General features: G+C 60.7%; 20 protein-coding genes and 2 pseudogenes. 12 read left to right on the top strand and 10 right to left on the bottom strand.

Annotation, left to right across the window (positions count from 1 at the left end; translation table 11 throughout):
- Nucleotides 1–97: 97 nt before the first annotated feature.
- The 4 genes and pseudogenes from BN2476_RS25125 to BN2476_RS25115 all read right to left on the bottom strand — a co-directional run bounded on the left by BN2476_RS25125 (nucleotide 98) and on the right by BN2476_RS25115 (nucleotide 2,516).
- On the bottom strand, nucleotides 98–643 hold the full coding sequence (locus BN2476_RS25125; protein WP_087736872.1) for a carboxymuconolactone decarboxylase family protein: 546 nt from the start codon (nucleotides 641–643) through the stop codon (nucleotides 98–100).
- A 188-nt stretch (nucleotides 644–831) separates the two neighbouring features.
- Nucleotides 832–1,467 (bottom strand): nitroreductase family protein, encoded by a 636-nt coding sequence (locus tag BN2476_RS25120; protein WP_087736871.1) that lies wholly within the window; start codon nucleotides 1,465–1,467, stop codon nucleotides 832–834.
- A gap of 167 nt (nucleotides 1,468–1,634) precedes the next feature.
- Nucleotides 1,635–2,000: pseudogene (locus tag BN2476_RS45665) on the bottom strand (carboxymuconolactone decarboxylase family protein); the annotation flags it as partial.
- Nucleotides 2,001–2,210: 210 nt separating this feature from the next.
- Nucleotides 2,211–2,516: a carboxymuconolactone decarboxylase family protein gene (locus BN2476_RS25115; RefSeq protein ID WP_087736870.1), complete on the bottom strand. Its 306-nt coding sequence runs from the start codon at nucleotides 2,514–2,516 to the stop codon at nucleotides 2,211–2,213.
- Nucleotides 2,517–2,601: 85 nt separating this feature from the next.
- Here BN2476_RS25115 and BN2476_RS25110 point away from each other — a divergent pair, with 85 nt between their 5' ends.
- Nucleotides 2,602–3,549 carry a helix-turn-helix domain-containing protein gene (locus BN2476_RS25110; RefSeq protein ID WP_087736869.1) on the top strand — a complete coding sequence of 316 codons (948 nt, stop codon included), beginning with the start codon at nucleotides 2,602–2,604 and terminating at the stop codon, nucleotides 3,547–3,549.
- Nucleotides 3,550–3,901: 352 nt separating this feature from the next.
- Here BN2476_RS25110 and BN2476_RS25105 read toward each other — a convergent pair whose 3' ends face one another.
- A complete protein-coding gene (locus tag BN2476_RS25105; RefSeq protein WP_087736868.1) occupies nucleotides 3,902–4,318 on the bottom strand; it encodes a cupin domain-containing protein in 417 nt (138 codons plus the stop codon).
- Nucleotides 4,319–4,459: 141 nt separating this feature from the next.
- Between BN2476_RS25105 and pdxR the strand changes: the two genes are divergently transcribed.
- The 4 genes and pseudogenes from pdxR (at nucleotide 4,460) to BN2476_RS25080 (ending at nucleotide 7,961) form a co-directional block, all read left to right on the top strand.
- Nucleotides 4,460–5,818, top strand: a complete 1,359-nt coding sequence (pdxR, locus tag BN2476_RS25100; RefSeq protein ID WP_328590364.1) for a MocR-like pyridoxine biosynthesis transcription factor PdxR — start codon at nucleotides 4,460–4,462, stop codon at nucleotides 5,816–5,818.
- Between the two features lie 378 nt (nucleotides 5,819–6,196).
- Nucleotides 6,197–6,436: pseudogene (locus BN2476_RS25095) on the top strand (LysR family transcriptional regulator); the annotation flags it as partial.
- Between the two features lie 262 nt (nucleotides 6,437–6,698).
- Nucleotides 6,699–7,193, top strand: coding sequence for a GFA family protein (locus BN2476_RS49965; protein WP_087736865.1), 495 nt, complete (start codon nucleotides 6,699–6,701; stop codon nucleotides 7,191–7,193).
- A gap of 393 nt (nucleotides 7,194–7,586) precedes the next feature.
- Entirely contained in the window at nucleotides 7,587–7,961 is a 375-nt protein-coding gene (locus BN2476_RS25080; protein WP_143811035.1) for a hypothetical protein, read from the top strand.
- Between the two features lie 1,102 nt (nucleotides 7,962–9,063).
- Here the strand turns inward: BN2476_RS25080 and BN2476_RS45655 are convergent.
- The 5 genes from BN2476_RS45655 to BN2476_RS25060 all read right to left on the bottom strand — a co-directional run bounded on the left by BN2476_RS45655 (nucleotide 9,064) and on the right by BN2476_RS25060 (nucleotide 14,971).
- Nucleotides 9,064–9,345, bottom strand: a complete 282-nt coding sequence (locus BN2476_RS45655; RefSeq protein ID WP_143811034.1) for a hypothetical protein — start codon at nucleotides 9,343–9,345, stop codon at nucleotides 9,064–9,066.
- Between the two features lie 229 nt (nucleotides 9,346–9,574).
- Entirely contained in the window at nucleotides 9,575–10,015 is a 441-nt protein-coding gene (locus BN2476_RS25075; RefSeq protein ID WP_087736863.1) for a hypothetical protein, read from the bottom strand.
- Entirely contained in the window at nucleotides 9,996–12,053 is a 2,058-nt protein-coding gene (locus BN2476_RS48405; protein ID WP_235850951.1) for a hypothetical protein, read from the bottom strand. The genes BN2476_RS25075 and BN2476_RS48405 overlap by 20 nt, the downstream gene beginning before the upstream one ends.
- The gene (locus BN2476_RS25065) at nucleotides 12,050–13,687 is read right to left on the bottom strand and encodes a site-specific integrase (RefSeq protein ID WP_087736862.1); all 1,638 of its coding nucleotides are present in this window, start codon (nucleotides 13,685–13,687) and stop codon (nucleotides 12,050–12,052) included. The genes BN2476_RS48405 and BN2476_RS25065 overlap by 4 nt, the downstream gene beginning before the upstream one ends.
- A 9-nt stretch (nucleotides 13,688–13,696) precedes the next feature.
- Nucleotides 13,697–14,971 (bottom strand): site-specific integrase, encoded by a 1,275-nt coding sequence (locus BN2476_RS25060; RefSeq protein WP_218274539.1) that lies wholly within the window; start codon nucleotides 14,969–14,971, stop codon nucleotides 13,697–13,699.
- A gap of 134 nt (nucleotides 14,972–15,105) precedes the next feature.
- On the opposite strand from BN2476_RS25060, the gene BN2476_RS25055 reads away from it, so the two are divergent.
- From BN2476_RS25055 to BN2476_RS25025, 7 genes are all read left to right on the top strand, one after another.
- Nucleotides 15,106–15,303, top strand: coding sequence for a Flp family type IVb pilin (locus tag BN2476_RS25055; RefSeq protein WP_087736860.1), 198 nt, complete (start codon nucleotides 15,106–15,108; stop codon nucleotides 15,301–15,303).
- 281 nt (nucleotides 15,304–15,584) lie between these two features.
- Complete coding sequence (locus tag BN2476_RS25050; RefSeq protein WP_087736859.1) at nucleotides 15,585–16,133, top strand: A24 family peptidase; 549 nt, start codon at nucleotides 15,585–15,587, stop codon at nucleotides 16,131–16,133.
- Between the two features lie 100 nt (nucleotides 16,134–16,233).
- Nucleotides 16,234–17,637 carry a DUF8689 domain-containing protein gene (locus tag BN2476_RS25045; protein WP_087736858.1) on the top strand — a complete coding sequence of 468 codons (1,404 nt, stop codon included), beginning with the start codon at nucleotides 16,234–16,236 and terminating at the stop codon, nucleotides 17,635–17,637.
- A 56-nt stretch (nucleotides 17,638–17,693) separates the two neighbouring features.
- Nucleotides 17,694–18,542 carry a Flp pilus assembly protein CpaB gene (gene cpaB, locus BN2476_RS25040; RefSeq protein ID WP_087736857.1) on the top strand — a complete coding sequence of 283 codons (849 nt, stop codon included), beginning with the start codon at nucleotides 17,694–17,696 and terminating at the stop codon, nucleotides 18,540–18,542.
- Between the two features lie 101 nt (nucleotides 18,543–18,643).
- Complete coding sequence (locus BN2476_RS25035) at nucleotides 18,644–20,587, top strand: type II and III secretion system protein family protein (RefSeq protein WP_087736856.1); 1,944 nt, start codon at nucleotides 18,644–18,646, stop codon at nucleotides 20,585–20,587.
- Between the two features lie 21 nt (nucleotides 20,588–20,608).
- Nucleotides 20,609–20,911, top strand: a complete 303-nt coding sequence (locus BN2476_RS25030; RefSeq protein ID WP_087736855.1) for a hypothetical protein — start codon at nucleotides 20,609–20,611, stop codon at nucleotides 20,909–20,911.
- A gap of 89 nt (nucleotides 20,912–21,000) precedes the next feature.
- Entirely contained in the window at nucleotides 21,001–22,233 is a 1,233-nt protein-coding gene (locus BN2476_RS25025; protein ID WP_160111751.1) for a pilus assembly protein TadG-related protein, read from the top strand.
- Nucleotides 22,234–22,235 lie beyond the last annotated feature (2 nt).

Here is a 22,235-nt window from a genome sequence, read left to right as displayed (position 1 = left end):
CCCAAAAACTCTCCTGGGCGCATCCGGGCTTTGGCGTCAGGCCTGCATCACATCAACCTCCCAGGCCCCGGAGATGGTCCATGCGACCGGATAGAGTTCAGATCGAGCCAGCCGGCGTAACGGCGGGAAAGTCCTTCTCGGGATCGAACACGTTATTGAAAAAGTTCGTCAGGGAGTACATGGCCACCAGCGCGACGATCTCCATGATGTTCGCATCCGTGTAGCCGGCGTCGCGGACGGCTTTCAGATCGGCGTCAGTGACCTGGCCGCGGGTCTCGATGACTTTGCGCGCAAACTGGACGGCGGCGTCGCGCTTCGGGTCGCTGGCATGGCCCTTCCGGGCGAGAATGATTTCATCGGCCGGCAACTGGGCCATATGCTTGGCCGTAAAGCTGTGAACCGTCAGGCAGTAGTTGCAGCCATTCACTTCGGAGACAGCGAGACCGATGCTGTCACGCGTCTTCACGTCGAGCGCCTTGCTCAAGGAGCCGAGCAGAGTGGCCCATGAGTTGAACGCGATCGGGCTCTGCGCGAAGCTCGCCATCATATTTGGGGTGAACCCGATGTTTTTGGTGAAGGCATCGAGAGTCGGCTTCGAATCGGCCGGCACCTGGTCCGGCTTTAGAACTGCAGTTCGTGGCATCCTGGTTTCCTTAAGTTACTGGTTTCACAAATTGGAGAGAAAGCCCATGTGGGCACCGTCGCTCGGCTTACTTCGTGCCGAGGTGTTCGGTCGTAGCTGGTAAAGCTTCAAGTCGGAGGTGGCTTGTGGTTGCCTCTCACCTGGTAGCCGTTTAACCGGTTGGCGCGATCACTGCTGCGGCGACGCGCCTATACCAGATCCAGCACATCGGCCACGGGACGGCGCGGCTTCTGCGCCCAGTTTCCCGGACGCTCCGTCCCTACGGACAGCAGCATGACGGGTACTTCGTCTTTGGCCAGTCCGAACTCGCGGTGCACCGCTTCGGCATCGAAACCGATCATCGGCGTCGAACCCAGGCCCAGCGAGCGGGCCGCATAGATCATCGCCGCCGCGCCGAAGGTGCCGGTGCGTACCGCCTCGTCGCGCTGGCGCTGCGGGTAATCCATGTACAGATCGCGTGCCGGGATTTCCCACTCCGGCACCATCGTTGCCGGCATGACGCCCGCTTCCACCAGCGGAGCGAGGCGCTCCGGTATTACGCTGGAATCGGCCAACTGGCCACAGACGATGAAGGTAACGGCTGCTTCGGTGATCGCGGGTTGATTCCACGCGATCGGACTTAGCCGAGCTTTAGCTTCCGGCGTGCGTACGGCGATGAAGCGCCAGTTCTGCAGGTGGAAGGATGTCGGCGCGGAGGTGCCGATTTGCACCAGTTCGCGGATCTGGTCGTCGCTCAAGGTGGCGGCAGGGTCGTAGTACTTCGCGGCGCTTCGGCTCAGGATGCATTCGATGACGGCGTTAGTCATGGTGGTTCCACTGCTCATGGTGATTCCTATGCGTGAAGGGATAAGTTGAGGTACAAGAGTGCTTTCGCTCTATGAGGACCTGCTTTCGTTCAAGGTGTTCGGCGACGTTGTCTCCTCTGCTTCTGCTGGTTGCTGAACGGATGAGTCTCTTGCAGCCGGCCCGCGGTACTTCGGCAAGCGCGGATGTTCCGGAAGCTGATTGCCGTACTGTTATAAGCGTTCATCTGGTTGATCGCGACCGTCAGATCCACGATTTCCCGCTCATAGAACGCTGCAACAGATACTTCGTAGTCCAAATCGTTAATATCAGTCTGCGTGACACGAATGACCGACTCGACTCACGCGAGGGCGGCACGCTCACACGTTCGTCAAACAGAACGGCGGCTTCCGCCCATGCTTGTAACACCGCCAGCTTTTCGACCTTTCTTCAGCAGATCGCGCGTATGGATGTCGAGGCAGTAAGCGCAGTTGTCGATCTGTGAGACATGAGGCTAAGCCAGTTCGACGAGAACAGGCGAATGGCCGCTCCGCATGACGAAGGACAATGGCATGCCAGGAATGTTGAGGATGGCATGCCCGAAGTTGGGCGTGACGGTTTCACCGGTCCTGTGCGCAGCGGGAAAGGACAGATCGAATGTTCATGAGGATGTTTCCTGATGGCCCTTGTATTGTGGCTGCGCTCTGGGCCACAAGTAAGAACCAGGAATGAACATTTTTTATGTACCATGACCGGATGACCAGGCCGCCGCACATTACCGGGCCTAACCCCGGAACAAATGTGAAGCGTGCGTGATGGCGCCGCCCGCACGAATGGCCGCCGCCACGAGCGCGGCTTCCGAGAGTTGCGCTTCGCTGGCGCCTGCGTCGCGCGCAGCTTTTGTGTGCAGTTCAATGCAGTAGGGACACTGCGTCGTCAATGCGACGGCGACGGCAATAAGCTGCTTCTGTTGCACACTCAACGCGCCTTCTTCAAAGACCGCCTTGTCAAATGCCCAGAAGGTTTTCATCGCTTCCGGTGCGTTTTCGTCCAGCTTCTTGAGTCGGCTAAGATGCTTCATATCGAACATGGGGTTCTCCTGTAATCATTGGCCTGCATGCTTATAGTAGAGAGGTGCCCGTTCTATTTGGTCTCGATTTGGTTCGAATTCGTCCATGACTAGTCGCGCTATCTTTGAGCTTCCCGTCCTCGAACGCTTCCTTGCCGCACTGGACATCGGCGTGGCGAATTTCACCCTGTGCGACATTCGCGACGGCTGGAGCGCCCGCTTCGACGCCTGCGCCACGGCAACCCTTCACTACTGCATGGAAGGCAGAGGCGCACTCGTGACGCAAACGGGCGAGCGCGTCGCGCTGAGTTCGCACAGTTTTGTGCTGTTACCGCCTGGCATCGCTTACGCGATCGAAAGCGGCAGTCCGTCGCCCAGCAACGAAACGAACCACGGACGTCTCACAGACTGGCCTTCGCGAGAAACCGTGCCGACAATCCAGGCGGGTGAAGGCGCGGGCGGCATCGCCACGGCATGCGGTGAATTGAAGCTCGACACGAATCACGGCACGGACCCATTCAGCGCGATGCGTCGGCCGCTGATCGCACAGTTCGACGGGCAGTCGGGTTTGAAGAACCAGTTCATCATGTTGCTGGCAGAATGCGCGCAGCCGGGGCTCGGCTCGCGTGCACTGGTGGAAGCACTGCTCAAGCAGTGCCTGATTATGGTGATGCGGCGGCAGATCGACGCCGGGGGAATAGAGCTGCCTTGGGCTGCGGGCTTTGCCGACAAGCGGCTCGCAGGGGCGCTCGAAGCAATCTTTGAGCGAGCGTCATCGCCGTGGACCGTGGAGCGGTTAGCCGATATCGCCGGCATGAGCCGTTCTGCGTTTGCCGCCCAGTTCATGAAGGCATTCGGGCAGCCGCCGATGAGCATGTTGAAGCTCGTGCGGCTACGAAAAGCGGCCGAATTGCTGGCGACGACCACGCGCCCCGTCGCTGAGGTCGCGAGGATGGTCGGATTCACGAGTCGAAGCAACTTCTCGCAGGCGTTCCACGCAATGCACGGCATGGACCCGACCGCTTTCAGGCGTCGGCCGGGCGCGGGGAACTAATCGGGCTACGGCCCTACGCCAGTCCGTCTCGTCTGTGCCGCGCTGATATCCGCTTTGCGTCGCGAGGATGAGTCATGGCGGACGGCATGTACGATGCCGCCCGCCATCACATTGCTGTTCACGAGCGCCTTCGCGGCGGCTGCCAGTGCAATCGCGACCATCGCGAATCGGCGCAGGGCTTCAAGCTACGGGTCCTGAATCGCGCCTCCGTTCCGCAACTTCTCAAGACGGCGTTGCGGTCGTACGCGCGCACGTGGAGGATGGAGTTGAAAGACCGGGGATCTGGTTCGTGGACGCAATCTGGTTGTAGTCGAGACGCTTGCTCACGTGTTTACTCCGTGATGTGCCTGATTTACTTGACGGGTGTAGTCAGGGTCTTGTCGTCGGAATCAACCACGAACACCGCCAGCAGTTTCGCGGGCCGGGTCTTGCTCGCGTTACGGCTCACACGATGAAGGGAACCCGGCTGCTCGAAGAAGCTTTCCCCCGCGTGAAAGACTCGCTTCGGGCCGTCGTCCACTTGTGACTCGATGGCACCCGAGACGACATAGGCGTAAATAAAGGCCGACTTTGCGTGCTCGTGTGACGGCGACGCTCCACCAGGGGCATAGTCGACAACCACGGCGGACAATGACTTGCCAGGAATGTTAGGGATGGCATGCTCGAAGTTGGGTGTGACGGTTTCACCCGTCCCGTGCGCAGTAGCAGGCATTGAGATGGTGAAAGCAACGGCCGCGCAGGCAGCAGCGAGGACAGATCGAATGTTCATGAGGATGCTTCTCCGTATGGCCCTTGTATGGTGACTGCGCTCTGGGCCACAAGTAAGAACCAGGAATGAACATGTTTTATGTACCATGACCGGATGACCAAGCCGCTGCAAATACAACTCGATCGGTCTGCGAAGACTCCATTGGCCGAGCAGATCCGCGAAGCAATCAGCACCGCAATTGAGAGCGGCGTACTTGCGGCGGGAGCACGTCTGCCATCGTGGTTGGACCTCGCAGCGCAACTTGGCGTTGCCCGGGGCACGGTGCGCCTGGCCTATGACCGACTTGCCGACGCGCAACTCATCATTGCTTCCCGGGCGACGGGAACGCGGGTGGCGGATCGGCCGCCCGCGCCCGTTCAGATGGAAGAACGGCCTGATCCGGGGTCGTTCATGGAGGTGTACGGGGAACTCACTGCAGGGCCGGCGATTTTCCAGATGGGCGTGCCCGCACAGGAAACACTACCCGCCAGACTTTTCACAAAAGTTCGGTCATTCGCTCTGCGCGCGGAATCCAGCACTTCAGTCGTTTATCCCGATCCCCGGGGCGAACTGGAACTGCGGCGCGAGATCGCTGCCTACCTCGCTATTTCGCGCGGCGTGACGTGCTCACCCGCCCAGATCATTATCACGAGCGGGTTTAGCGGCGGGCTCGGACTGACACTACGTGTACTGGGCCTCGAGGGCAAAAGGGCGTGGGTGGAGAACCCGGGTTTTCCATTCACCCGACACGGGTTGGAACTCGCGGGTATGTCACTTTCGCCGATACCGGTCGATGCGGAAGGGCTCAATATCGATTACGGCCTCCGACATGCGCCGAATACCGATCTCGTTGTCGTCACTCCCGGGCAGCAGGCACCGCTCGGTCCCACCCTCTCGCTGGCACGGCGTCTGCGCCTTCTCGACTGGGCTGCGAAAGAAGGAGTATGGGTCCTTGAAGACGACTATCTGAGCGAGCTGCAACTGACGGCACGCGCCGCGCCGGCGCTCGCGTCGCTTGATCGCGGCCAGCGCGTCATTCATATTGGCTCCTTCAGCAAAACGATCAGTCCTGCACTGCGATTGGGATTCGTTGTCGCCCCCTTGCCGCTTGTATCCCGGTTCGCGGAAGTGGCAGCATGCCTGGCTCCGGCGCCTTGGTTGTCTGTGCAACTCGCGACGGCGCAGTTCATGCGCGACGGACACTACATGCGCCATCTGAGACGGATGAAGCGCCTTTATGCCGCTCAACGCGACGCGTTGCTCAAATGCCTCGAGCAGCGCGCTTTCGAGACAACGACTGCCGGTTTGGCCGTACTCGTGCGGTTGCCCGACGGCGTCTCGGACATCTCCATTGCAAGAGCATTGCTGGCGTTCGGATTGGGTCCCCCGCCGTTGTCACCCTGGTATGCGTCGCCGGCCTCTGCGAGATCAGGACTTTTGTTGGGTGTCGCGACCTCACCGGAGAGAAACCTCGCGAAATCCTGCGACCGGCTGTATGAGGTGATAAGACGCTATGCATGAGTATCATCAATGCTATGTCAGTGTCGAATGCGCCAGCGGCCGCTTTTCGACTTCCTTCAGGCATCCGGGATATTCACGCCGCCAACGGCAAGTGGCCGCTTTTCGACTGTTGACGGCTCAAAAGAAGCGCCTCGCATCGACGGGTTTAGTACTCTCGTCATCCGTCACACTTCCGTCATCTACGGGCATCGACCGGATTTGAGCGCAATGGACGATAGTCAGCAGGCGTTCGGAATTTATACGATGGGCGGGCTTCCAGCGCGCTTACCCTTGGAACGCCACCGACATTGCGGAGGAAGGGCACGAAGCCGCAAGTGGGCGCGCGCGTTAAGTTCATGCACTGTCGCCATTCGAATCGCCCCGGCGAAGCGCAGTAACGTCTGCTCACCAGAGTTTCTCGGGAAGTATCGCCGCTTGCGCGGGCCGGCAGATCTGGCCGGGCTGACACTGATATATGATCTTTCTCTCGATCGTCAGATTGGCTTCGTCACTTGGGATGCGTGGCTCGAAACCGTTGGTACGAAAGCAATCACGGCTCGATCCGGGTTGAAGATCAACAATTCTGCCGCCGTGTTGCAAGCCGCAATCGATGGACGCGGAGTCGCGCTCGCGCGTAGCGAGATTCGTGGTCGATAGCAATGATTGGCCCTCGATCGGCTCACGCAATTGACACGGTCATAGCGGACGATATAGTCCAATTCACCCTAGGGCTGTACGGAGAGAGTGTCATGCGTATCCAGTTTGCGGAGCTTCCAGTCGTCAATGGGCTGCGCGCCAGGAAGTTCTATACACGGCACTTCGATTATCAAGTGGCAGATGATAGGCCAATGCTTCAGGGTAACGAGGACAATCGCTGGTTGATACGCGACGGACGGTTCCGATGATAACTACGCTCGTGTCATGCTCATGCGGCAAAGTGGAGTGCGAGGCAACTGGCACACCCATATTGACGGTCGTTTGCTACTGCGACGATTGCCAACGAGGCTCTCGACAGATCGACATGCTACCCAATGCTGCGCCCGTTCTCGGCGCAGATAGCGGAACCGCCTACGTGCTTTATCGCAAGGACCGCTTCGAGTGCACGAAAGGCCGCGAGTTGCTGCTAGACCTGCGTCTCGAGGAGAGGTCGCCGACAAAGAGAGTCGTGGCTCGGTGTTGCAATTCGGCGATGTATCTCGACTTCGAGAAGGGACATTGGGTGTGTGCGTACCGGACGCGCTTTCTGGCGGCGGTACCGCCGATACAAATGCGCATTCAGGCGCGGTTCAAGCCGCAACCGGACTCCGCACCCATCGATATACCTACTTACCGCGCGTTTCCTCCGCGGTTTTTTGCAAAGCTTCTTTTCGCCCGGATCGCGATGCTTCTTTCGTAGCCCATTGGAATTCGTTCCGTGCTAGCGCAGACTGCTATGCACGTCACCGCGCACACTATGAGTCGATCGGTGGCACGTCGTGACGTCCGCTTACGGGAATCGCAGCTACCACAACCGTCCAGATCGAACGACTTTACCAACCCGATCCGATGAGCGGGATCACGGCAGTCGCGGAGGTTCCGCGCACTCCCGGAAAATTTGCGAAGAGCCAAGCAAAGCCCCTCAGGAACTGCGCCCAGGCTGACGCCTATACCCGACGTCTCTTGCGTCAGATGAGCGCGGGACAAGGCATGTCGACACGTCAGAACACTTGCTTGGCACTTCGCCCTGAACTATTTTTCGCCATATCCCGCTGGCTTAGTGTCGGACATACCTTTTGAAGAGGCGCGCATCATGAGCAGCAATACCGCCAACTTGCCGGTCATGGTGTATGACTGGAATGACAAAAGAATCCGGGAGATCGCAGAGAACATCTGGCATGCCCAGAAGGCAGGCTGGCCTGACGTCCTGACGTACGTGTATCGGGGCGACAATGACATCCGGAGATTGTCACTGCGAGGCATTCCGCGAATCCAGAGTCGGGATGAATACCCGTTTGCCAGCACTTTGGAAAATGAGGGAAGCGTCTGGGTTGGCCACGCCTCAGTAGCGCAGCAGACCGTACAGCGCGACCTGATGAACAGTTTTTATCGGAGCAATGGCGCGTACAGGAAAGGGGCCACCTTCAGATTCCGCGTAAGCGTTATTAACTATCCCGTCCCCACGTGACGAACGACCGATCCGGGGCGGGCCTTCTTTTTGTCAAGCCGGTTGAGCCGCCTCGATCGCATTGCTCGGCCGCACCACCGCGCCTTGACGCGGACGGCCGTAGCGACTCTTCAGCACACCGGTGACGGCGCGACCTCGATCACGAGGTCGCCCTCATGTCGCGGCCCGCGGCGCTTGAGGATTTCCACAGCGACGCCAGATTCGGCTGCGCGCCGCCCGGGCCAACGCCGGGATGCACGGGGATTCTGTTCAATCCGCGGATCGGTGATATCGAGTCTCCCAGGTTCAACCGGCATCGCATACGGAGCTGGACCGTATCGCCACACCAAGCCTTATCGGCCAAGCTCAATCCGCCGAATGCATCGGGCCTATCGGCGTACGGTTTAAGCACTACGTTAGATCGTGCCGTCGTCCGCCGCGGGTTTCGACCCAGACCAGCAATGATTACCTCTCATGTATCAGTCCTGTAACGAAATGTGACGGTACGGGTTCGAGGTGGAGGACCCGGGCATAGAAACACGCATTCATCAGTGTAACTCCTAATAATCATACCAACTGGAAGCGCTCCCATCCCACTATTTCGGTAATAAGTATCCAAAAACGCTAACGGCCGCCGATCCAAGCCACCCTTTTTCAGCGAAATTTGCGTATCGGCGTTGTAACAATTTGTGACTCGCAGGTATTCTCGCGATCATCCCCGAACTGTGATTTTTCTCGCGATCGTTCCTTGCCCTAATAGTCGGGCTGAGCCTTGCAGGCGCTTGAATTGCCTTGTGGGGCGAATCAGTACTGCAACGCCGTCTGTGCGTTTCCTCAGACTTTTTCTGTTCGCCTCCACACATTAGTGTCTGCGCGACTCACGAACGCCGAGGCCCTGCCAATTTTCAGTTGTGAAACATTCGTCGTGGCGGCCGCATCAAGAGGTCGTTCATTTGGCTGAATGAACCAATGCCATCAAGCCTTTCGGCACAGATGGCACCGTTCTGGCTATATGTCCCGCACCGGCGACGCACATAGTTCTGGCAATAACAGCGTCCGGACTGCGGTGCCGCAGAACAGCTGACGGGGGAGTTGAGTTCTGCAGCGCCGGAAAACTTCGGCACTACCGGTTTTGTTTGCCGATGGTGGCGAAGTTCGAGGAACTGCGATGCCTGTCTGGATCGGCATACGGTTCCCGAAGAGAGTGGCGTTGGGGAGGGGGCGGGCTGGAGCGCATCGACGAGGCGAGGCGCTCCAGCACCGAACCGGTCAGCCAGGCCAAAACCGGCTGTGCAGCTTGCAGCCTTCGCCAATGTCCGGTCCCGATATACCGGTGAGTTGTCGGGACATGGACATCCGAAGTCCCAGTACTGGCGCGGTTGAAGGCTGAACTGATCATGTCCATGAACTTGTCGCTCCTGCAGGCTCCTGATGCAGGTTGTGTCCATACCCTTTTCCCATCCTCGGCGCGGGCAGCCGTCTTCTGCAAAACTTGCGACCATGAACGGTGAGCGTGCGCCCAGATGGAAGAAACGCGGGTTGCGGACGCGATCGTGACTTACGCATCCGATCGAGCATCGACCTGGCCGATTTGCGACAACAAGGCGTCATCCGGCTTCAGATTGCTGTCACGCTCAAACGTGGCGGATTGGCGCCACGTTTGAGGCCGGGAGCTTTGCTTGCAGCTCGGCAACGTAGTCGGTCAACTCGAGAATCCTTGCATTGGCTTCGTTGAGCAGGCATGTGACAGCATCGCGTTGCTTCGTGAGAGCCTCTATCCGATCGCGCAGGGTTCGATTGAGCTTGCGCTGCGCCTGCAGCGTTTGATGTCGGGACGGTGGACGATCATCGGCATGCCCGGCAACGTACTGCTGAATGTCTGCGATCAGCGTGGGGAACCGTGACTTCTTCAAGGCACTGGGATCACTGCCAGCTTCCCTGGCGACGTTGTTCTGGCTCACAGATGTTCCCTGCGGCAGACGTTCGGGCTTCCCCCGTTTCAGACGCTCGAACGCCTCGCGATACGATGATTCGGCCGATAGCCGCGAGCGGGAATCAGTCTGGTTTGACGACATCGAAAAAGCTCCTCACGCTGCGTTTCTGGGCTTCCAGTGACGCCCGCAGTGGACTGCCCGATGGTGCATCGGCGAGCCGCTCGTCGAGATGCCGCTCCAGAGCCTCGATCTGGTGAACCTTGGCCCGGTCGTACAGGACGTCAGGACAGGGCTTCACATCGTGGCCGGCATCGCCGCCACCGCAGCGGGCAACAGACTCGATGCCACCATAAGGGCATGGCTCGCGATTTGTACATACGCCAAGCAGAATCTCACGGCAGGCTACGCGTCCCTCGCTGGCGAACTTCGTCAGCTTCTTCACATCCGCGGCATCGATGAGCCGCACGATCTCCGCCTTGCGTGCCTCTCCGTGTGGACTGACATAACGGTCCGACGGCATGCGGGCGAGTGCCCGGCCGAGCGTCTCATACAGGGTTCGCACATAGAGCGCCTGAGCGTCTTCTTCAAGCCGGACGCGTGCATACCCACGGCCGTAATACAGACTCATCGCCCTCGAAACATGCTTGAGCTGGAACTGGAGAGACGCATCGGACACGAGTCCGGATGCCTGCATGTTGACCGCTCCCGTTCGCCTCAACTGGTGCCAGGCCAGTGGCCAGACCTTGCCCACAGCAAACCGCCCCGCATCGAGCGTGGGTGTGACGAGACGTGCCAGATCAAGATCCTGTTGTGTAATGCGCAGCCCGTCCGGATCAAGCAGTTTCGGATATCGACGCAGGACAGTGAGGTAACTGGGACTGACATGTCGAAGGTGGTAGTCGGGTGTGCGGCCAATGTTCCACGGCTCATGAACATGGGTCTGCAAAAAGGGATTGCGCGCGTGTTCCGGCGCGAGCCGTACGACTGGATTCGCTTGCGCACATGAGATCCGAAGCCGCGCAACAACGTTCATTGCTTCCACTGCGACCCTGACCGAAGGCGACGCAATCCAGATCGCCTCGTTGTCCTGCATCGTCTTTGTCGTCACGCCGCGCAACGTGCAGATCGGGCCGAAAACGGGATCATTCTCCATACGAAGGCAGTCTGCCCGGAGGTTCCATCCTTCCTCGATGCGCATCAGCGTAAAGTTCAGCAGGTAAGCAAGCCCGGCCCGACTGATCAGGGTCAGGTATCCGGAAAACGAATCCACACCGATCGATGCGTTGCCGTACTGGCGCCCGCGAGGTCCTACCCAGCGCTCAAGCAGTCCGTCAATACCGAACCTCGCGGCCGTCAGCGCAAAGGGGCCAAAATAGCGCTTGCCGCTTCTCGCCCCGGTAGCGGAATCTGGCTGGAAGAATGGATTGGCCGCCGACGACCTGCGCGCCTCAAACGCTGCGGAGAGCGAGCCGTAGTTCCGGGCATAGGCCTCGATGCAAAAGTGGAAGCATTCCTCAACACGTTCCCGGTGTGCGAGGAAATCGTCCAGGCATGTGCGTAGCCGGTCCACCTGGTATTGCCAGATGCGCGGGGGAATATAAGGCGTCTGCAGTGCCGCGTGTGCGGGAAGTGCGGCCTGCAAGCAGGCTATCCCTTCGCGGTCCAGGAGCGTGAAACCGAGATCATCGCGCTGCTCGTGGATGGCATGCAGAATTCCCGCAAGTTCGTTCGCCCCCGCTCGGGAAATGACCTCGGGTAACTGGTCGGCGACTCGCGGGAAACGCGTCAGATCGGACGCCAGGATGCCTTCGCGTGAGCACAGGGCGAATAGCGGTCGGATCAGGTCGAATCTTGCACACACCCTTCCTGCTGACCGCGCGCCGCGGGGTCCCCATATCCACCAGCCGACGATCATTCTCAGCAGGTCCGCGTTGGCCGGATCGATCGAAGCCGAGTTCGTTACCCGACCATCACCAAAATTGAGCGGAAGCGGTTTGCCTGCCCATGGATCCAGGCGCCACATTGAATCGCCCCAACGGCTCACGACCTTGCCCGCGGCATCGATGACGACTGGCCAGTCGTGTGCGGGCGGCCAGGTCAACGGACGGTAGTTGGATGCCGTGGGAACAGCCAGCGATGATTCGATCGCCAGTCCAAGACGCAAGGGATCGACACTCATGGACGGTCCCCGGCAAGCTGGATAAAGGCCCGCCAGGCGGGATGATAGGCTCCTTCCTCGATGCGCAGGAGCGCTTCGCGTACCCACTGTCCCCGGACCACGCTGCTGCGCTCATAGAACTTCAGCTTGGCGGCCAGCCGGGCGATGGCGAGTGCAGCAGGATGCAGGGCCGGCGATATCCTGCGGTCGGGAGGTGACGGATGGCCACGTGCCAGTTCGAGCGACTTCAGGTGGCGGAAACTGGCGAGCGACCAGACGTGGTCCTCGCTGTCGATGTCGCGGTGGTGAACACAAAACAGGCATCCTGCCGCGCTCACGCAGTCGGGCTGCGTCGCCTGTGGCGGAGTGCCTGGCAGTGCTGCCGGCACGGGTGAAACGCATCGTCCGGGTCCAGGCATCGCGATGTCCGGATCAGACTGCCGGTGAAAGCGCGAGATCTCCACCATGGCGACGTGCGCATTGGGTTCGAGGTAATCGCGCAGTAACGTCTGCTGCGCGTGCTGTGCCATCTCGGCGGCCAGCGCCGGATCGTGCAACTCGCGCAACAGCCAGTTGATCCTGAGCTTGCGCAGCGGTCGTGGTGACACGAAGGTGATGCCGAGCCTGCGGCATACCGTGCGGATGCCGGTGAATCGCGGAGGTGCGTCTTCCGCGCGGCCATGTCTCACGAACGGAAACAGCAGGCCGTCCGGGTCATCCGGAAAAATCGCTGCCCGCCACGTAAGGTAACGCTCGAACAGTTCACGGTACTCCCGGTAAATCTCGAACTCGACTTCGCCCTGCCTGCGGTGCTTGTATCGCCGTACCTGATAGCCGTCCAGGTGACTCGTGTAGTGGAAATGTCCGACTCTGGCCGTGTGGGCCTGGGACCTGTTCAGCCCGGTCTGGGCGATGAACAGCAGCAGCTCTGCTTCGATTCTGAGATTGATGAGGCGATATTGTGGCTGCCTTGCGTCGGCACGCGAGCGCACCGACCACTCTTCGAGGACCTTGCCGCTGCGCAATGGAATACGCACCGGCGGTGGACCGTGTATCGATTCCACCGTCAGGGCATCGCAGATATCCACCAGGGCGTGGCCGAAAACAAACGACTGCGCCAGGCTTTGCCTGTCTGCGCCGGTGTCCCGGGCCAGACGGTTATACCGTGGCTTGCGGATGCGCGTACTGGACAGGACGCTGATGCGCCGTTCCAGCACCCTGTCCAGTACGGCGGCGACCGACTTGGCAAGCTGGTACACACCGCGCTCGTTCAGATCACGAACGACGCGTTGCCGATGCAGCAGGTAGTCGGTCCAGTGAACGAATACATCGATGACCGTATCGAGGGTCATCGCAGCTCCGCCGTCATCCGCCCACGCGAAGAACCGGCGCACGCAATAGATGCGGGACCTGGCCGTCTCCTTGCCGCCACCACTCACAAGGACACTGGCAATCTCCGAGTGTATCCGCTGAACGAGTGCTATCCGCTCGGGAACGGGTATCCCCAGGTCTCCGCCGGCAATCAGGGCAGAGACATGATTCGGCCGGGCTGCGGCCCCTCCGCGATAAAGCAGGCCGAGTAAATCCCACGGCGTTTCCATCGTGCCGAGCCGAACCATCGGAAACGTCAGGTCCGGCAAGTCGGTATCACGCATCGCTACTCCTCATGACGTCGACTGGTTGACGATCCCGGTAAAAGCGGCCATGAATGCGCTGGCCGCCGCTTGCCTGGCCGATGTCTTCTCAAGGAACCTGATGTAGCGGAAGGACGTTGCCTCGTCCCGATGCAGCAAGGCATCCTTCACGATCGCGACGGCGTTGACAGCGCCGCCAGCCGCGATGGCGAGGCGCGCCAACTCCGTGGCAAATGTGCAACGGGTCTGATGCATGTGGAAGTGGCGCAGCACGCCGAGCCCGTCGCGCATGCCAGCCCGCCGCAGCGACGACATCTCGACATTGACTGCTGCCGACCGATCCGATCCGCGCCGGCCATAGCCGTTACCGAACCGTGTCAGGAACAGCAGGTTCCTGTCCTCCTGCGTTGCCCTGGCTTCCCGCATCAGACGTCGCACGCTTCCTGCGTACTCACGCAGATCGTCCAGCAGCGGCTGCGGAATCCAGATCTGCCCGGTGACAGCGAACTTGGTATGGACCGGAGGGGATGCGCCCGGTCCCACGGCGAGACGGTACAAGCCCGGCGCCAGGGGGTCCGGGACGGCACGCTCAAGCGTCTCGACCCTAAGGTCGCAGATTGTGCCCAGGCGCAATCCGGCAAAGAAGCCGAGCGACAGGATACGAAACAGCTCCGGGGTGGCGTTCTCGCGGGCGAAATCAAGGATCGCGTCACGGTCCGTGGCGGAAACCGGCAACAGACCGTCCTCCAGCCGCTCACCTGGCCGCGTGCGATTGGGAATCGCAAGGTCAGTCGTCAGTCTTGCAAGGGTCCGTTCAAAGCCGACCGAATCGAAATACCTGATGTACACGATCCTGTCGCGCCAGATGGGCGATGCAGGAGAAAAGAGTCCGCGCGCCTGTACCCAACGATAGAAATGAATGACCTGGCGCATCCGCATCGTCGCGGTCGACGGGCTGATCAGCCCATCATTGCGTGCTTCGACGAGTGCGCCGCGATACCGGACGAGGCAGCGCTCCTCCTTGCGTATGGGAAAGGCGAACCACTTAAGGTTCTGAGCTTCGAGAAACGCCGCGTAACTGGCAAGACAACGCAGATTCGATTCGATGGTCTCAATGGCTACGGCCTGGCGGGTGAAACGTTCTACGGCCCAAAGGTTAGCCTCCTTCCACGGTGTGTGATCGGCCCAGAAAATCTGGGGCAAGGCCTGAACCTCACGACCGCGACGCAGCGGCACGTAGTCCACCTTGCCGTCGGTAACCGCGCAACGGTACGGAACAAAGCGGATATGTTCGAGCGTAGCCACGGACACCTCCAGCAGGAAGTGTCCATACATTGCACGTCGAAGTTTACGCGCCTATGACAGGCATCTTGCCGTTACCGCAGCGGGCATGTTTAGTGTACCTGAGTAATACAACTTCTTTTTCAAAGGAGCTTCAAATGCAAAAAACTCTCGACCTGATCCGTGCCTTTGCGCGTGATGAAGATGGTGTGACGGCGATGGAGTACGGCCTGATCGCGGGGTTTCTCTCGCTGGTGATCGTTGCCGGTCTCACGCTAGGTGGCCCGGCTCTCAAGGGTATTTTCGACACTATCGGAAATCAGCTCGTGGCCGCACAGAAGGCGATGACGGCGTAACAGCGGGCTGATACGCACTAGGGGACGGTCCCGTGAGCGGGGCATTCTGGTACGGCGGAAGTTTCTGACCGTGCAGACCAGAAGAGAATGAGCATTTAAGCCCGCCACGGGGCGTTTTTCCGATGTGAAAATTTTCCAATAAAAATAAGTTATACGAAGTTAATTGCGATCGACGCGTTTTAAAAAGAAAGCAATGAACAGGTTATGCATTGAGTCCGCATGGTTTGACGGACAAAGAATAAACGCCATGCCGCAGACGACAGTGAGAGAAGGGGGACGTAATGCAAGCTTTCGAATTTCCGGTTGGTCTTTGCCTTCTAGCGCTCGTGACGACTGCTTCATGGACCGATCTGCGAGCACGTCGTATTCCTAACTGGTTAGTGCTGGCTGCGGCCGTACTCGCGTTGCTGGTCCAGTGCTACCTGCACGGGGCGGGAACGGGATTCAGCCAGTGGCTGCTGGGCATGCTCACGGGAGGAGCCCTGTTCCTTCCGCTGTATGTGGCTCGCGCAATGGGCGCCGGCGACGTCAAGCTGATGGCCGCGATTGGTGCCTTTGTAGGTCCCTGGGCGGGATTCGGAATCGTCCTACTGACTTTCAGCATCGGAGGAATCTGGGCGCTGATCCTGATCGTTGCCCGCGGGAAGACGCGAAGGGCCTTCGCGAACATCCGGGGAATGCTTCCCGTCAGGGGCCGGAAGCCGCAAAAAACCGATCCGGGAGCGGAACTCCCGAGGCGGGAAAGTGTTGGGAGCTTGCCGTTTGCCGTGGCCATTGCACTAGGTACGGTCGGTGCGATGGGTCTTCAGTCAGCACATGTGATGTTCTAAAAAACGACGGTTCGTTCAAGCCTGCCTTGCACGTCGACTGCGTGCTGCGGGCGTGAGCGATCGATCCGGATTCGGCGATATCCGACGGGGGAGTGACGTGATGGAGAATCAACAAGTGGCGACGGACATCGAGAAGGGCGGAGCCCGCCTTTTCGATCTGTTCCAGTCGCGCCCCGGCGGTCATCCCGCGGGTGACGCGCATCTCGTTCCGTCCCGGGCTCCGCGGACCATCGAGGAAACGGGCCTTTCGGAACCGTTCCTGCTGGAACTGGTCGCCAGATCGGCCTATGTGCTCGGGAAGGTATCGCTTTCGCGTCTGATCCGCAGGCTCAAGCTGGGCGCCAGCGTACTGGAAGACGTGCTGGCTTTCGCAATACGCGAGCGGATGCTGGAAAGGGCGGGAGGTCCAAACGACCTTGACCGGGAATTCCAGCTGACCGAAACCGGACGGCACCGCGCGGCGGAATTCATGGCGCGTTGCCGATACGTCGGGCCGGCGCCCGTCCCGCTTGAACAATACCAGGCATACCTGCACCGGCAACTGGCGGAGCAGCGGCATGTCACGCGTGCCGATGTGCAGCCCGCGTTCGCGGACATGGCGGTGACGCCCTCGCTGCTCGATCAGATCGGCGGCGCTGTCAACTACGGCAGGCCCATTATCTTTTTCGGTCCCTCGGGCAGCGGAAAAACTTCGTTAGCCGAACGGCTTGGGCGGCTGATGCCCGGGCCGGTCACCGTGCCTTTCGCGATCGCGGTCGAGAACGAAATCATCCAGGTGTTTGATCCGCTCATCCACAAGCCCTGCGAGCTGACATCCGTCGACGGCGGGTCCAATACCGCGACAGACGGCCGTTGGCAGTTGTGCAGAACGCCGACTGCGCTTTCAGGCGGCGAACTGACGCTCGACATGCTGGAGCTGTGCCACGACGCGACCAACGGCTACTACCAGGCACCGCCGCATATCAAGGCAAGCGGCGGCGTCTACGTCATCGACGATCTGGGTCGCCAGCGCGTCACGCCAGCCACTTTGCTTGATCGCTGGATCGTGCCGCTCGATCGGGGCTACGACCTGCTGACGCTGCGCACCGGCGTGCGTGTCCCGCTGCCCTTGAACGTGCGCATCGTCTTTACCAGCAACACCGCGCCGGCGGACCTGGGCGACGAGGCCTTCTTTCGCCGCCTTGGCGCCAAGCTGTACGTCGGACCGCTCGATGCGGCGGAGTACCGCGAGATTTACCGGCGTCGGTGTGGCGAGCTGGGCGTGCAGTCGAACGACGAAGCACTCGACTACCTGGTGCGCGAACTGCACAGGTTGTCGGGCCGCCCGCTGCTTGCTTCATATCCGGGCGAACTCTTGCGCATCGTGCTCGCCAATGCTCGTTATCTGGGGCAGCCCGCCGTGGCCGACGGTCAGAGCCTGGAGCGCGCGTGGAGCATTTATTTCGGGGCGGCCGAGCAAGACACTGCATCGGCCGGAATGGTTGAGGGCGGGCGATTCGTTTGAGACGGTCGACGAACTGACGTATCGACAACTGATTGGGTATCGGGGAGGGAAGGACCATGAAGAACATACGCGCACTGGTGATGTTGCTGGTTGCGGCAATCGCAGGTCTGGTCGGGGTGGCGATGGCCTCGCGATGGCTGCTCGACAGGTCATCGGGTATGACGGAAAAGGTCGCGGTCGCCGCGGTCGACATCAGTCTTGGTCAGCGCCTCAATCCGGAATTCATCAAGATGGTCGACTGGCCGTCGGGCAGCTTGCCGCCAGGCTCCTTTACCTCCGCCGAGAAGCTCGAAGGGCGCGTGCTGAAAACGAGTGCCCTACGCGGCGAGCCGATTCTCGAAGGCAAGCTGAGCCCGGTAGGCACCCAGGGCGGCCTTTCGGCTGTGATCGGGGAAGGGCGTCGAGCCATCACCGTGCGCGTGAATGACGTGATCGGTGTGGCCGGATTTGCACTCCCAGGCAATTACGTCGACATCATCGTCAGCACCCAGCAGGACAAGGGTAACGACAAGGGACCGAGCAGGGACGAGAGCATCTCCAAGATCGTGCTCGAAAAGATTCTGGTGCTGGCCGTCGCGCAGGAGGTCGGACGCGACGAGACCAAGCCCAAGGTCGTCAACGCCGTGACGCTCGAAGTAACACCGGAACAAGCGGAGAAGCTCGATCTGGCGCGCAGCGTGGGCACGCTGTCGCTGGTGCTGCGCAACCAGATCGATACCGCGACGCTGCCGACGGAGGGCGCGACCAAGTTCACCTTGCTCGGTACTCGCGCTCCGGCGCCGGCCTCGGCGCCCGCTGCGGCGCCCGTACGACCAGTGCGCGCACATTACGCGGCACGTCCGGCTGCGCCGCGCGACTGCATAGGCGTGCTGTCGGGCGTGCTGGGCAGCGTCGAATGTTTCTAGACCGGTTGCGGCTGCGTCTCACCAGCGCGCCGCGGCAGGCGAAAACAAGGCAGGAATGCAACTCTCGATTGTCCATATCGAGATCACGGGGGCATGACGAAATGAAAACGAAACCAGGATTCTCTTCCTGCGGCATCAAGCAACGTTGCTCACTGGGCCGCAAGGCGCTCGCCGCGATGCTGTGCTTTGGGCTGGTCGGTACGCAGACTGTCCAGGCACAGGAGGCGTTCGAATTCCCGATGCTGGCAAAGCACGGCGCGACTCCGCCGTTGCCGGGAGGTCGCGGCGCGACGCCGACGACGCTCGCAATGGGAGGGCCAGCTGGCGTTGCCGGCGCTGCCGGGGTTGCAAACGGACCTTTGCCTCTGCGCGGCCCAAGCTGCACGGGCGAAATCCGCGATGAAACGACTGTCAACGTGCCCGTCGGCAAATCGGTTCTCGTTCCCCTCCTCGAGCCCGCGCGCGCCCGCACGCTCGGCAATCCGACGATCGCGCAGGCCGCGCCGGTGTCGCCGCGTACGCTCTATGTCGTCGGCATGACGGTTGGCACGACCAACATGATCGTGCAAGGCAAGAGCGGCGGCTGCCAGATGATCAACGTCATCGTCAATATCGACGCCAATGGGTTGCAACAGGCACTCGGACAGCTGATGCCCGAAGAGCGCGGAATCCGCGTGTCGACGGCTGCCGGCAACCTGGTGCTCGGCGGTCACGTGTCGAGCGCGCCCGCTGCGCAACAGGCGATGCAGATCGCGCAGGCCTTCGCGGACTCGCAACCCACGCAGCAACAGCAGTCGGCCTCGGCAAACTCGGGCAACGGGTCGTCGAGCATGACCCAGCAGAGTTCGAGCACGACCAAGGCGGCCAGCGTGATCAACATGATGTCTGTCGACACGCCACAGCAGGTGATGCTCGAGGTCAAGGTGGCGGAAGTGTCGAAGACACTGATCAACCAGCTGGGCGCGGCCGTCAACATCCAGGGCGGCTTCGGCTCGTGGACGGGCGCGCTGGTGAGCAACCTGCTTGCCGGTGTGGCGAGCGCATTCGCCGTCAGCAAGGCCAACAACCGTCCGTTCAATCTCGCCGTCGATGCGCAAAAGACTGACAACCTGATCAAGATTCTCGCCGAGCCGAACCTCGTGACGATCAGTGGCCAGGAAGCTACCTTCCTTTCGGGCGGCAAGATCTTCATTCCGATTCCGCAAAGCAGTGGAAACGGTGTGTCGAGCATCACGCTGCAGGAGGAAGAGTTCGGCGTCGGACTCAAGTTCACGCCGACCGTCCTGGCGGGAGGGCGCATCAACCTGAAGGTGGCGCCGGAAGTGTCGGAACTGTCACCGACGGGTGTGACGGTCGCGTCTTCCACCAACAGCAGCTTTTCCATCCTGCCGCTGATCAACACGCGCCGCGCGTCGACGGTTGTCCAGATGAATGACGGCGAGTCGTTTGCAATCGGTGGACTGTTGAGCAACAACGTGACGGGCGCGCTGAAAGCCGTTCCCGGCCTGGGCGAAGTGCCCGTTCTCGGCGCGCTGCTTCGCAGCACAAACTTCCAGCAAGACCTGACGGAACTCGTCTTCATCATCACGCCGCACCTCGTGAAACCGATGCAGACCGCCAACCTTCCTCTGCCGACGGACAGCTTCTCGCAGCCGAACGTCGCCGATGTCTACGCGACGGGCAACATGGAAGGACGCCACGGCAAGACTTCCGCCGCGCCGGCAGGCACCGGGCCGGGCAATGCGCCAGCGCCGGCACCTGTGCCCGCACCCGCACCCCAGGCGCCCGCTGCGCCCGTGACGGATGCACTGCCGCCGCACGACACGCAGGCCACATCGAGCTCGCCCGCGCAGCCCGCCGCGTCCGGCACGGGAGCGCCGCCGGAGAAGGCCCAGCCGCCGGCTCAACCGTCAGCGCAGATCCCGGTGACGGATGAGCAGGCAGCACGGATCGCCCGCATCGAGAGTGCCGCCAGCCGGATCGCGGCACGCGAGGGACAGGGTGTCACGATCACTGATGCTTCAGGCCACGCGCTGGACCACTGAAGTCACGCCAAGGGGAATCTCATGAAACTCGAACATATTGCTTTCGCGCGTCGGGTAGCGCTGGTGGTGTCGCTCTGTGGCGCGCTGAGCGGATGCATGTCCAGTACGCCAATCTGGGATAAGCATATGGGCGAAGCGCTCAATGCGGTCAAGCAGGCGCAGATCATCGATCCGCATGCGGCAGAGCACGCGCCCTCCGCACAAGGCGTGGACGGCAAGTCCGCCGCCTCGGCAATGGCCACCTATGACAAGTCGTTCAAGGAAATCACGCCGACGCCGAATGCATACGTGATCGGTGTGGGCAACGGAAGCGGCGGTCAGTAATAAATAACGACAGGCTCGGGGAGATCGTCATGCGTCGCGTCAATCATTATCGTGCATACGGTGTCGCGCATCGGCGTGAGTGCGGCGTCGTGGCGATCATGGTCGCGCTCGCGATCGTGCTGCTGTTTGGCTTCACGGCGCTCGCGCTCGATTTGGGGAAGCTGTATATCGTGCGCAGCGAGTTGTCGAACGCTGCGGACTCCTGTGCGCTCGCCGCAGCGCGCGATCTCACAGGAGCCGTATCGCTGGCGACGTCCGAAGCGGCCGGAATCACGGTCGGAGGCGCCAACAAGTGGCTGCTGCAAAGCCATAACGTGTCGCTGGACGTCAATAAGAATGTCATGTACAGCAAGACGTTCGCCGGTCCTTATCAGACCAAGGACAAGTACACCAGCGCGGACCTCAAGAGCATCGGCTATGTGCGCTGCACCGTTGCTCAGGGCAATATCCACAACTGGTTCATGCAGGTCATTTCTGCGGCGCTGGCTCAATCGGCGGTAGCGGCCACCGCGGTCGCGTCAACCACGCAGGCGCAGACGACGTGCGCGCTGCCGATGTATGTCTGCCAGCCGCCGGCTCCAGCCACCATCAACATCTATGACTGGCTGTGCAGCAAGTCAGGACCAGGTTCGCCTGCACCGTGCGACAAGAACACCGGCAATTTCGGGTGGATCGATCTGGGGCAGGGCAGTGGCGCGAGTGCGACGGCAAATCTTTTCTCGGGATATGGGCAATGCAACCTGCCGACGTCGTCCACGCTGAATACTAACCCCGGGTTGCAAAATAACGTGCCCAACGCGTACAACACCCGCTTCGGAATTTACGCCGGCGGCCAATACAAGGGCCCCGCCAATGGACCGTCCGATTTCACGGGCCATGCCTATACGAGCGATTGGCTGGCGGCAGGCAATACGCAGCAAGGCAGCTGGACCGATTTTCTCAAGCAGCGCCTGAAATTTTCGCCCTATCAGGGCGACACCGCGGCCGGCGTGTACGCCACGGGAAGCGACACCCCGCCCGCGAGCAGCATTTACACGTCGGGTGCCGACAGACGGCTTGCCATTATCCCCATCGTCAGTAACTGCAGCTCTGTGGGCGGCAAAAGCCCGGTGACTGTCTCTTCGTGGGCGTGCGTGCTGCTGTTGCATCCGATGACCACCAATTCGAACAAGGACAAGATCGCGCCATCCCCGATGAATGGCGTGACGATGATCCAGTACCTGGGCTCGGCATCGGCGGCCGGTACTCCGTGCGCCACGCAGGGCATACCGGGCAGCACTTCACTCGCAATCGGGCCGAAGGTGCCGGTGCTCGTGCAATAGGA

The organism is Paraburkholderia piptadeniae (assembly GCF_900007165.1).
GTDB classification, from domain to species: domain Bacteria; phylum Pseudomonadota; class Gammaproteobacteria; order Burkholderiales; family Burkholderiaceae; genus Paraburkholderia; species Paraburkholderia piptadeniae.
This window is presented reverse-complemented; position numbering and strand designations above follow the sequence as displayed.